Raw genomic sequence first — 12,561 nt, 5'->3', positions numbered from 1 at the left:
GACATATAATTAACTGAACTAGCTGGAAAGTTAGACCGTAGAAGGTAAAAGTCCTGTAAGTAAAAATCATATTCTTCAAGTTCTGCACCAGAGTACCACGAGACACGTGAAACCTTGTGGGAAGCTGGGAGGACCACCTCCCAAGGCTAAATACTACCTGATGACCGATAGTGAAGAAGTACCGTGAGGGAAAGGTGAAAAGAACCCCGGGAGGGGAGTGAAATAGAATCTGAAACCATGTGCCTACAACCGATCAGAGCACCTTATGTGTGTGATGATGTGCTTTTTGTAGAACGAGCCAACGAGTTACGGTATGTAGCAAGGTTAAGTACTTAAGGTACGGAGCCGAAGGGAAACCAAGTCTTAATAGGGCGACTAGTTGCATGCTGTAGACCCGAAACCGGGTGACCTATCCATGGCCAGGTTGAAGCGAGGGTAAAACCTTGTGGAGGACCGAACCACGTTGCTGTTGAAAAAGCATGGGATGAGCTGTGGATAGCGGAGAAATTCCAATCGAACTCGGATATAGCTGGTTCTCCTCGAAATAGCTTTAGGGCTAGCGTCGGAAAATGTGAGTAGTGGAGGTAGAGCACTGAATAGGCTAGGGGGCATAGAGCTTACCGAACCTTATCAAACTCCGAATGCCATATACTATCAGTCCGGCAGTCAGACTATGAAAGATAAGTTCCATGGTCAAAAGGGAAACAGCCCAGATCGTCAGCTAAGGTCCCAAAGTGTAAGTTAAGTGGAAAAGGATGTGGGATTTCTAAGACAACTAGGATGTTGGCTTAGAAGCAGCCACTCATTAAAAGAGTGCGTAATAGCTCACTAGTCAAGAGATCCTGCGCCGAAAATGTCCGGGGCTCAAACTTACCACCGAAGCTACGGGTTCATACTTTAGTATGAGCGGTAGAGGAGCGTCGTAATTGGGTTGAAGTCGTACCGTAAGGAGCGGTGGACTGATTACGAGTGAGAATGTTGGCATTAGTAGCGAGATGTAGGCGAGAATCCTACAGGCCGAATATCTAAGGTTTCCTCAGGAAGGTTTGTCCTCTGAGGGTTAGTCGGGACCTAAGCCGAGGCCGAAGGGCGTAGGTGATGGACAATTGGTTGATATTCCAATACCACTACCATCGTTATTATCGAGGGTGTGACGGAGAAGGATAAGATGTGCTAGCTATTGGACGCTAGTCTAAGCATTTAGGGAGTAGGAACAGGAAAATCCGTTCCTATAATTCTGAGGTGTGATGGGGAAGGTTCCTTGTGAACCGAAGTATCTGATTCCATGCTTCCAAGAAAAGCATCTAGAGAGAGAAGTAGTGCCCGTACCGCAAACCGACACAGGTAGATGAGGAGAGAATCCTAAGGCCGACGGAAGAATTGCAGTTAAGGAACTAGGCAAATTGACCCCGTAACTTCGGAATAAGGGGTGCCTGCGAGAGCAGGTCGCAGAGAATAGGCACAAGCAACTGTTTAACAAAAACACAGGTCTCTGCTAAAGCGTAAGCTGATGTATAGGGGCTGACGCCTGCCCGGTGCTGGAAGGTTAAGGGGAATACTTAGCGCAAGCGAAGGTATGAACTTAAGCCCCAGTAAACGGCGGCCGTAACTATAACGGTCCTAAGGTAGCGAAATTCCTTGTCAGGTAAGTTCTGACCCGCACGAATGGCGTAATGACTTGTGCACTGTCTCAACTGCAAATCCGGCGAAGTTGTAGTACGAGTGAAGATGCTCGTTACCCGCGATTGGACGGAAAGACCCCGTAGAGCTTTACTGTAGCTTAGCATTGAATTTCGGTATTGTCTGTACAGGATAGGTGGGAGACTGGGAATTCAGGTCGCCAGATCTGAATGAGTCGTTGTTGGGATACCACCCCGACAGTACTGAAGTTCTAACTGGATGCCATGAAACTGGTGACAGGACATTGTTAGGTGGGCAGTTTGACTGGGGCGGTCGCCTCCTAAAATGTAACGGAGGCGCCCAAAGGTTCCCTCAGAACGGTCGGAAATCGTTCGAAGAGTGCAAAGGCAGAAGGGAGCCTGACTGCGACACATACAGGTGGAGCAGGGACGAAAGTCGGGCTTAGTGATCCGGTGGTACCTCGTGGGAGGGCCATCGCTCAACGGATAAAAGCTACCTCGGGGATAACAGGCTGATCTCCCCCAAGAGTTCACATCGACGGGGAGGTTTGGCACCTCGATGTCGGCTCGTCGCATCCTGGGGCTGAAGTAGGTCCCAAGGGTTGGGCTGTTCGCCCATTAAAGCGGCACGCGAGCTGGGTTCAGAACGTCGTGAGACAGTTCGGTCCCTATCCGTCGCGGGCGTAGGAAATTTGAGAGGAGCTGTCCTTAGTACGAGAGGACCGGGATGGACTGACCTATGGTGTACCAGTTGTTTCGCCAGAAGCATAGCTGGGTAGCTAAGTCGGGACGGGATAAACACTGAAAGCATCTAAGTGTGAAGCCCACCTCAAGATAAGATTTCCCATAGCGTAAGCTAGTAAGACCCCTTGAAGACGACAAGGTTGATAGGTCAGGGGTGTAAGTATAGTAATATATTTAGCTGACTGATACTAATAGGTCGAGGGCTTGACCAAATTAAAAAAGTTGTAATACATGATTTATATGCAATTTTGAAAGAACAAATCTTTCAAAATAACGTTCCGCGATAGCTCAATGGTGGAGCACTCGGCTGTTAACCGATAGGTTGGAGGTTCGAGCCCTCTTCGCGGAGCCATTTTAATATTGTAACAGTAAAGTCGATGATAATTCGGCTTTTTTTGTTTATATAATAATATTTTTTTATATAAAGAATAGTAATAATAGTGTTATAAAACATTTATATATGGGGATGGAGAGTAAGAATGAATATAGAAAATAAAAATAGACATGCTTCAAAAAAAAAGATTAAGACTAAAAATAGAATGTTAATTTTATTTGTTTTTGCAGCGATATTTACAATACTTATAAGTGTTTTATTTGCAAAAAAAATGGTTTACACCAAACAAAATATTGTAAATGCTTCTAATGAAGTTACTAATCAAAATAAAGAAGAAAAATCATCCTACGTAGAAAGTGGACAATATATTCAGAATTATATTAATGATCAACTTAAAGGGACTATGCCTGAAGGTGCAGATGGTCGAAAAGTTGCATATTTGACATTTGATGATGGTCCATCAGAAAATATTACACCTAAAATTCTTGATATTTTAGATAGTGAAGATGTAAAAGCAACATTTTTTATTCTTGGAAAATCTTTAGATTCATCTGAAAAAACTAAAGCAATAGTAAAACGTGAATATGAAGATGGACATGCTATTGGAAACCATACATATACACATAAGTATAAAGTTTTGTATCCAGGAAGAAATGTTGATGCAGAGGCTTTTATGAATGAAATAGAAAAATGTAATAATTCATTAAAAGCTGTTCTAGGAGATGATTTTAAGACTAATATTATTCGTTTCCCTGGTGGCCATATGTCATGGAATAATGAGGAAGAAATAGATAAGATTCTTGAAGATGAGGGATATAGTTATATTGATTGGAATTCGTTAAATAAAGATGCTGAAGGAAAAAAGAAAAAAAGTGCAGATGAATTATATGATGATGCGGTTAACTCGATAGCAGAAAAGGAAAAGGTGGTTTTTTTAATGCATGATAGTGAGGGAAAAGAAGAAACATATAAGGCGCTTCCAAGAATTATAGACTATTTAAAGCAAAACGGATATTCTTTTATGACTATACAATAATTGTACAATAGTATAATATTTATTATAATGTGATTAAATATAATTAAAATTGATATAAAATAGAATTAGAAATAGATTTAGGGAGGATTCATATGCTTAATAAAAAAGTAGTAAAAGAAGTTCTATCTAAATGCCTTATAACAGGTGGAGATTTTGCAGAAATATTTGAAGATGATAAGACAAGTAATGCAATTTCATTTATTGATGGTAAAGTTGAAGATGCTATTGGTGGCAGAAAATATGGAATAGGAATAAGAATATTTAAAAATTTGAAAAGTGTATATGCGTATACAAATAATAATAGCCTTGAAAGTCTTCTAAGAGTAGCTGAAGATGCAGCTTTAGCATTAGGTGAAATTAGAGATATATCTAAAACAATAATTATAAACGAAAAAAAGATACAGACAATTCATCCTATTTTATTTTATCCTAAAGATGTGGCATACAATAAGAAGATAGATATTATAAAAAGTGCATATAATGGGGCTAAGAATTATAGTAATGATATTAGCCAGGTTATAGCAGGATATAATGACAGTCAGCAGAATGTACTTATAGCCAATACAGATGGGCTTTATACTGAAGATACAAGAGTTCTTACAAGATTAAGAGTAAGTGCTATAGCAACTAAAGATAATGAAAAACAAACAGGTACTGAAGCTCCAGGAAGACAAATGGGAATTGAAATGTTTGATATAGTAGATCCAGAAAAGGCAGGAAAAGAAGCAGCAAGAACTGCACATACTATGATTAATGCAAGAGAATGCCCTGCTGGTAATATGACTGTTGCAATGGACAATGGTTTTGGAGGAGTAATATTTCATGAAGCATGTGGTCATGCATTAGAGGCAAGTTCTGTTGCTAAAGGAAATTCTGTATTTGCTGGAAAGTTAGGACAGAAAATAGCATCATCTGTAGTTACTGCAGTTGATGACGGAACAATTAAAAATGCCTGGGGATCTAGTAATGTTGATGATGAAGGACATGAAACTCAAAAGAATATTTTGATTAAAGATGGAATTTTAAAAAGCTATATGGTAGATAAACTTAATGGGCGTAGAATGAACATTGAGTCTACTGGAAATTCAAGAAGACAAAGTTATAAGTATGCGCCTACATCAAGAATGACTAACACGTATATAGCTAAAGGAAAAGATAAAAAGGAAGATATAATTAAATCAATATCAGAAGGCCTTTATGCAAGAAAACTTGGAGGAGGTTCTGTAAATCCTGTAACAGGAGAATTTAATTTTGCAGTTTCTGAAGGATATTTAGTAAGAAATGGAGTTATTAGTGAACCTGTAAGAGGAGCAAGCCTCATAGGTAAAGGCAGTGAAGTACTTTTGAATATAGATATGGTTTCGGATAACCTAGAACTTGCACAAGGAGTATGTGGAGCTTCTTCAGGTAATATACCAGCTAATGTGGGTCAGCCTATGATTAGAGTAAGAGATATGACTGTAGGAGGTAAGTAGAATGGAACTAGAACTTTTTACTAAAAAATTATTTAAAAAAGCAATTGAAAATGGATTTAATGAATACGAAGTTTATTATATGGACAGCGAAAGTATGAGTATAAATGTATATGAAGGTGAAGTAGAAAAGTACAAAATGAATAAGAGTTTTGGACTTTCATTTAGAGGTAAAATAAATGGTAAAATGGGATATTCATATACAGAAATAGCAGATGATGCTGCAATAGATATGCTTATAAAAAATGCAAAAAGTGCTGCACTAGCAATAGAGAACGAAGATAAACAGTTTATTTATGAAGGTGACAAGGAATATAAAAAACTTAATACTTACAATGATTCATTAGATGAAATACATTCTGATAAGCTTATTTCTCTTGCAATTAATATGGAAAAAGAATGTAGAAAATTATCTGATAAAATTGTTAGTTTTGGAGGATGCACAGCAGGATATGGAAAAGCATCTTATGGAATAATTAATTCTAAAGGACTTAATTTAAAAAATAGAGATAATTCATTAAGTGCATATGTAATACCAATAGTATCTGATGGAAAAGATAAATTTGATGGAATTGGGTATAGAATAGAAGATGATATAGAAAAAATAGATCCCAAAGAAGTTGCTAAGGAAGCTGTTAATGATGCATTATCTAGAATTGGTGGAAAAAGTGTTCCTTCTTCAAAGTATAAGATAATTGTTAATAATGAAGCAATGTCTTCTCTTCTCTCAACATTTTGCTCAGTATTTAATTCTGAAAATGTTCAAAAGGGATTATCACTTTTAAAAGATAAAGAAGGAGAAAAAGTAGCATCTAATATAGTAACTTTAGTTGATGATCCTCATTTAGAAGGAGGACTTTCATCTACACCTTTTGATGATGAAGGAGTTGCTACTTTTAGTAAAGAAATTATAAAAAATGGAACATTAAAAACATTTTTATATAATTTAAAAACTGCGAGCAAAGCGAATGTTAAATCAACAGGTAATGGATTTAAATCTTCTTATGCATCAACTATAGGAATATCACCTTCAAACATGTATATAAAAAAAGGAAATAAGGGATTTGATCAATTACTAAAAGAAATAGATAATGGACTTATTATTACAGAATTTAATGGACTACACTCGGGTGCAAATGCAATTACTGGAGAATTTTCTCTTGCAGCTAAGGGATTTGTAGTAAGTCACGGAAAAAAGGGAAGACCTGTCCAACAGATAACAGTTGCTGGAAACTTCTTTGACTTTTTAAAGAATATAACTGATATTGGAAATGATCTTAAATTTCCAATGAGTAGTATTGGAAGTCCTTCTGTTATAGTAGAGGGCTTATCAGTAGCAGGAAAATAAAAGTCAATAAAATGTTTTAGGGGGATAAAAAATGTACCAAAATTATATATTTGATCTATATGGAACGCTTGTAGATTTAAATACAGATGAGGGAAAAGAAGAACTATGGATAAAACTTTCAGAATTTTATAGCTTTCAGGGTGCTTTTTACAAACCTTTAGAAATAAAAGAAGAGTATAAAAAAATATGTAGTAATGAAATAGAAAAAAATAAGAACATTAAAAATTATGAAATAGATATATTAAATGTTTTTAGAATTCTTTATAATAAAAAAGGTATAAAAGCAGATGATGACTTATGTATATATACAGGTCAATTTTTTAGAATAACATCTACCCAATATATAAAATTGTATAATGGAGTTTTGGATTTATTTGAAAAGCTTAGAGAAAAGGAAAAAAATATTTATCTTTTATCGAATGCACAGCATATTTTTACAGTACCTGAAATGAAAATGCTTGGAATATATGATCTTTTTGATGGAATAGTATTATCTTCAGATGAAGGAATAAGAAAACCATCTGCAAACTTTTATGATATTATAATAAAAAGATATAATTTAAAAAAGAGTGAAAGTATAATGATAGGAAATGATTATATGTCTGATATAGAAGGATCATATAAGGCTGGAATAGATTCTCTTTATATTGAAACAAATATTTCACCTAAAGTTAAAGGAAAACTTTATAGTAAATTTAATATTTTAGATGGTAATATAAAAAAAATAGAAAGATTATTATTAAAATAGTATTTAAATAAAAAAGCAGATGTTTTAGAAATTTCGTTTTTCTAAAACATCTGCTTTTATTTTAATATTTAATGTTCTGGTATATAATTTGCACGAATCATTTTATCGGACATTTCAAGAGAATTTTTATATACCTCTTTTTCTTTACCTGATAAATCATCTCCGCCTCTTAATTCACCGTTTGTAAGAATAGCATATGATTTATTAGTATTTAACATGTTTCTTCCAAGACATGTATTTTGATAATCATCATCGTCTACACCAATAAGATATAAAAGAGTAGGCATCACATCTATTTCTCCACAATAATTGTCTATTTGTACTTTTTTATTAAGAGAAGAATCATAAATTATAAAAGGCATTGTAGGATTTCCATTAAACATAAACCAGTCTTCTTTATTTGATAAATTTTCAATACTGCTGTTATAGTATTTATGAACACCTGTATGGTCTCCCATTATAGCAACAATAGTATTATCTAAAAGTCCATCTTCTTTAAGTTTATCTAAGAAATTTCCAATCTGTTTATCTGTATAATGAATACTCTGGAAGTATCCACCAAGTTCGCTATTATCTAATTCACTATTCAATTTAAGTTCTCTTAAATCTTGAGGTAAATCAAATGGACCATGGCTTGTAAGTGTAATTGTCATTGTATAGAAAGGTTCTTTGAAATTTTTAATCATAGGCTCAACCTGATTAAAATAGCTTTCATCACTTATTCCAAGACCAATCTGATCAGTTGTGTCAAGTGAATGAGAATCATAGAAATTCTCAAAGTCAATTCCACCTGTTAATCCTGCCTGATAATTCCAAAATGAACCTTTATCAGGATGTATAACGTTAGTTTGATAGCCGTATTTCTTTAATATTTTAGGCATCGAGTTGTAATCTGTATCTGGATATCTAAAGAATGTTCCACCTCGTCTTAATGGAAGCATTGATGTATTTACCATAAGATCACAATCAGCACTTGTTCCTTCATTTACCTGTTCAAATGTATTAGGAAAATAGTAACTTGAATTTAAAAGACTATTAAGTACTGGAGTTATTTCTTGACCGTCTATCTTCTGATTTATAACAAAATTTTCTAAAGATTCAACTTGAATATAAAGTATATTTTTCCCTTCAGCTTTTCCAAAATATTCATTATGTTCAAGGTTTTCATTTTTATATTCAAAATATGTTTTAACGTAAGCTTTATCCTCATCAGTCATTGCATAAGGTTTTGAATCTTTGTAAACTGTATATATATCATTTATATGATATCCTATAGCTGAAAAATATCGTTCTGTATTAGTCGGATCATAATTTGAGAATACGTAAGATCCACTAACGTTTTGCATATGTAAAACATTAACTTTAAATGGTATATATAGAATTACTGCTAATGAAATTACTAAGATAGTTACAAAAGAAATAATACTTCTACATTTTTTTACAAAGATATTCTTTCTAAAAATTATTACTAAAAGTACTAATAGAATAAAATCTACTATAAAGAGAACATCCAAAGGACTTGTCATTGAGAGTATGCTTCCTCCCATATTATCAAGATTTGCAGTTTGAGTTAAAATCCTTGCAGATGGAACTGTTAAAAATCCTCTGTAGTACCATATATCAAGAAGATACAAAAGCGTAACAAAAAAATTCGTAATTAACAAGTAAATAGCTCGTCCTCTTCTCTTAAATAGAAAAGAGAAACTTATAAATATTGCAGAAAAGAATATGTAATATTTAAAAAACGGAGAAGCCGAAATATATCCAGCTCCAAAATTGAAACCATATGGATCTTTATTTGTAATAAAACCTTGAAGAATAACCCCTTTATAAACAAGACATATTACAGGAAGTATAATCATAAGAATATCGATTATAGTATCTTTATTCTTTAGAGTATATTGTAGTTTGGCTATAAATTTATTCATATATTCACCTCATTTTTATTATATACAACAATACTATTATATATAAAATATAAAATAAAACAATAAAGTAAATATGAAAAATAAATTAAGATTCTAAACCATAAAATAAGTTTAGAATCTTTTATCTAGTTATATTTAGATAATAGTGATTTACTTGAAGTATTATCACAATAGAAATCTGCTATTGAATTATTAAGATTATTTTTGCTTTTATCGGCATTTTTATAAAAATATAATATAAAACTGTTACATAAAGTCTGATTATATTTTGATTTAAATTCATTAGATATTCTATTTAAATTTTTATCTGAAGTATCAGATGTTACTATGTCAAATCTTAAGTAATTGTCTGAAGCTGATATATTAGATATCTCATAGTAATTTTTTAATGAATTCTCATCAGCATCTATAAAATCTCCTGTGAAAGTGTATTTTATTTTTGACGATGATTTATCTACTATAGCATTATTTTTAGATGATTTATTTGGAATAAGGTTAGTTACAGGTAATGTAATAGATGTAACAGTACTTCCGTCATTATCTAAAAAGTCGAGCTTTATATTTCCTGTAAATATTGAGTCTGTATTATTTTTTATTGTAACTTCTGCATTTTTTTTATATTGATTATCTGATCCCAAAATTTTATAAGAACATTTTAAATCATCTACTGAAGGATCAGAAATTGTTGCAGTTTCTTCATGCTGAATTGTCTGTTTTTTTTCAATATTTGGTTTGATGTATTTATTAAATATAAATTCTGAACCAATTCCAGCACCAGCCAGTACAAAAGAAGAAAAAAGAATAAAAATAGAAATTATGCGAAATGTTCTGTTTTTCCATTTTATTGAGAGCGCAACGAGAATTACCGATATAAGAAAAATAATTGCACAAATAAAATATAAACTTAAACGGAATAGATTCATGATTATCACCTCTTCTTGATTTCTAACTATATTATACCAAAATACTTTATCATTTTTAATAATTGAGCAAAATAAATTTACAAAATAAAGGTAAAACAACTATAATATAATTAATAAAATAGAAGAGATTTTATTATTTGGAGGTATAAAATGCAAAATTATGAGCTTATTATTCTAGGAGCAGGTGTTGCCGGTATGGCAGCAGCAGTGGAAGCTGCAGAAAATGGAATTAAAGATATATTAATACTTGAACAGGACTGTTATGGTGGAATTATGAATGAATTTATTGATAATTCATATGGAGAAAAAGTATTTGGATATGAAGTAACAGGACCTGAATATGTAGATTATTTAAGAGACAAACTTTATAAATTTAACATAGAAATAAAAGAAAATACAAAAGTTATAGATATTTGTTTTGATCATAAAATTACATATGTTAACTCTATATCTGGGGTTCAGTCTGTTAAAGGAGCTGCAATAATTATGGCAATGGGTGCAAAAGAAAAGTATGAACCGAATGTTATGATGCCTATAAAAGGTATTACAGGTGTAGCAACTATAGGTGAAGCTCACAGAATGATAACTATTGAAGGATATTTTATTGGAAATGATACAATTATTACAGGAAAAGATCTTTATTCTGCAATACTTGCAAGAAGGATAATACTTGAAGGCGGACATGTAAAAAGTCTTATATTTAGAAGAAAATTATCTAAGGAAAAAGATAAAGATATTTTAAGTATAGTTGAAGATTTTAAAATACCAATAATAGAAAGAGCTGAAATTACAGAAATTTTTGGAGATGTGAGAGTATCAAAAGTAGAAATAAGAAATATAGAAAATAATGAAATAAAAGAAATAGAATGTGATTCACTTATTTTATCAGGTGTATTTAGAGGCATGAGCGAGCTTGCTGAAAAAATTGGAATAAAAGTAAATGAAAAGACAAAAGATATAATTGTAAATGATTTTAAAACTTCGATTCCTGGATTTTTTGCATGTGGAAATATAATAGATTCAGAGAATATGTTTAAAACTAATGAAGAAAATAATTTTTTATGTGGAGAAAAAGCTTCTATGTATATAAAAAACAGTTTATAAAAAGGCTTTTAATGCCTTTTTATACAATATATTATGACCTTCTTTTGTAAGATGGATTCCATCTAAAAATAATTCTTTTTTATTTTTTGTTTCTTCATAAAAATCTATATATTTTATTTTATATTTTATGCACAGTTCTATTAATTTTTTTCTAAGTACAATTAATTCTTTTTCTGCATATTTATATGATGAAGATGGAGAAAATAAATTAAAAGCCATCTCACTTACTATGCAAGGTGGTATTCCTATTAATATATTGCTTTTATTTATGCTGTCTTTTATCATAAGCGATATGTTTTCTATGATAGAACTTGAACTTCTCATACATAAAAGATCATTACTTCCGCCCATTATAAATACATATTTAGGATTATAAATTACTACATCTTCATAGTATCGTTCAAGCATTGAAGAGGTAGTATCTCCATTTAATCCTTTATTTAAATAAGATATATTAAGTTCTTTTGAAAGCTTATAAACCCAGCATGATTTTTTATCTACACCATATCCATATGTAAGGCTGTCACCAATAAAGATTGTATTTATTTTATTCAATTAAATAACCTTCTTTTAAAATAATTTTGAAAAACATTTTCTACATATTTTTTTCTTACCTTTATCTGTAGATACATAATCATCATTTTGTATCTTTTTGCCACAAACTGAACAGGTATTGGAATCTATAATAATAGGTTCAGTTTCTTTAGCTTTTTTATTGATTTTATGTAATATATTTTTAGTATTTGGAAAATATATTTTAGGTGATGCTTTTATTTTTTTATTAGTTATGTCTATACTGATATTAAATTTGCTTTCTGGATATAAGAAAAGTTCAAATCGTGGATTTATTTTATCAAAATGTTCTTCTGTATATATTTTTGTAATTTGAGCATCGTTTACTATAAGTCCGCTTTTTTCAATTCCATCGAAGATACTTTTAGTAATGTTTATTGTATCTGGATGTCTTTTTTCACTTTTATAATATACATGAAGAATTGCTATAAGACTTTCATCTAATATAATATTTGGATTTTGAGCTCGTGCCATATAAGCAATTTTTTCTTCGTATACAGCATATCTGTCATTAGAAGAACCAGATGATGTGGGTAAAATTGCACGTCCATTTTTATTATGAAGTTTGAAATTAGATTTTGTAAGTGGTGAACCATCTACTATTATTTTTGCATATGTGCACAATTATAATATCTCCTCTTAAAAGTTTAATAAATTTTAAATATTAATTTTAGTATATAGTATAATACTATTTTAGGCAATCTTATGATA

General features: G+C 31.9%; 9 protein-coding genes, 1 tRNA gene and 1 rRNA gene (1 of these 11 running past the window's edge). 7 read left to right on the top strand and 4 right to left on the bottom strand.

What is annotated here, in order from left to right; all coding sequences use genetic code 11:
• From MTX53_RS10445 to MTX53_RS10420, 6 genes are all read left to right on the top strand, one after another.
• A 23S ribosomal RNA gene (locus MTX53_RS10445) occupies positions 1 to 2,596 on the top strand (it extends 313 nt beyond the left edge of the window).
• A 65-nt stretch (positions 2,597 to 2,661) separates the two neighbouring features.
• Positions 2,662 to 2,736: transfer RNA gene (locus tag MTX53_RS10440), tRNA-Asn, on the top strand.
• Positions 2,737 to 2,863: 127 nt separating this feature from the next.
• Positions 2,864 to 3,754, top strand: coding sequence for a polysaccharide deacetylase family protein (locus MTX53_RS10435; protein WP_244833735.1), 891 nt, complete (start codon positions 2,864 to 2,866; stop codon positions 3,752 to 3,754).
• A gap of 92 nt (positions 3,755 to 3,846) precedes the next feature.
• Complete coding sequence (locus tag MTX53_RS10430) at positions 3,847 to 5,229, top strand: TldD/PmbA family protein (protein ID WP_244833734.1); 1,383 nt, start codon at positions 3,847 to 3,849, stop codon at positions 5,227 to 5,229.
• Position 5,230: 1 nt separating this feature from the next.
• Positions 5,231 to 6,574: a TldD/PmbA family protein gene (locus MTX53_RS10425; RefSeq protein ID WP_244833733.1), complete on the top strand. Its 1,344-nt coding sequence runs from the start codon at positions 5,231 to 5,233 to the stop codon at positions 6,572 to 6,574.
• A 31-nt stretch (positions 6,575 to 6,605) separates the two neighbouring features.
• Complete coding sequence (locus tag MTX53_RS10420) at positions 6,606 to 7,322, top strand: HAD family hydrolase (RefSeq protein WP_244833732.1); 717 nt, start codon at positions 6,606 to 6,608, stop codon at positions 7,320 to 7,322.
• A gap of 68 nt (positions 7,323 to 7,390) precedes the next feature.
• On the opposite strand, the gene MTX53_RS10415 is transcribed toward MTX53_RS10420, so the two are convergent.
• Positions 7,391 to 9,250 carry an LTA synthase family protein gene (locus tag MTX53_RS10415; RefSeq protein ID WP_244833730.1) on the bottom strand — a complete coding sequence of 620 codons (1,860 nt, stop codon included), beginning with the start codon at positions 9,248 to 9,250 and terminating at the stop codon, positions 7,391 to 7,393.
• Between the two features lie 125 nt (positions 9,251 to 9,375).
• Positions 9,376 to 10,173: a hypothetical protein gene (locus tag MTX53_RS10410; RefSeq protein WP_244833729.1), complete on the bottom strand. Its 798-nt coding sequence runs from the start codon at positions 10,171 to 10,173 to the stop codon at positions 9,376 to 9,378.
• Positions 10,174 to 10,323: 150 nt separating this feature from the next.
• On the opposite strand from MTX53_RS10410, the gene MTX53_RS10405 reads away from it, so the two are divergent.
• Positions 10,324 to 11,277 carry an FAD-dependent oxidoreductase gene (locus MTX53_RS10405; protein WP_244833728.1) on the top strand — a complete coding sequence of 318 codons (954 nt, stop codon included), beginning with the start codon at positions 10,324 to 10,326 and terminating at the stop codon, positions 11,275 to 11,277.
• Here the strand turns inward: MTX53_RS10405 and MTX53_RS10400 are convergent.
• Positions 11,272 to 11,832: a GDSL-type esterase/lipase family protein gene (locus MTX53_RS10400; RefSeq protein ID WP_244833727.1), complete on the bottom strand. Its 561-nt coding sequence runs from the start codon at positions 11,830 to 11,832 to the stop codon at positions 11,272 to 11,274. The genes MTX53_RS10405 and MTX53_RS10400 overlap by 6 nt on opposite strands.
• A 15-nt stretch (positions 11,833 to 11,847) precedes the next feature.
• Positions 11,848 to 12,474 carry a RusA family crossover junction endodeoxyribonuclease gene (locus MTX53_RS10395; protein WP_244833726.1) on the bottom strand — a complete coding sequence of 209 codons (627 nt, stop codon included), beginning with the start codon at positions 12,472 to 12,474 and terminating at the stop codon, positions 11,848 to 11,850.
• Positions 12,475 to 12,561: the final 87 nt, after the last annotated feature.

The organism is Clostridium sp. BJN0001, from assembly GCF_022869825.1.
Classification (GTDB): Bacteria; Bacillota; Clostridia; order Clostridiales; family Clostridiaceae; genus Clostridium.
The sequence above is the reverse complement of the archived record's forward strand: the minus strand, read 5'-3'. Positions and strand labels throughout refer to the sequence as shown.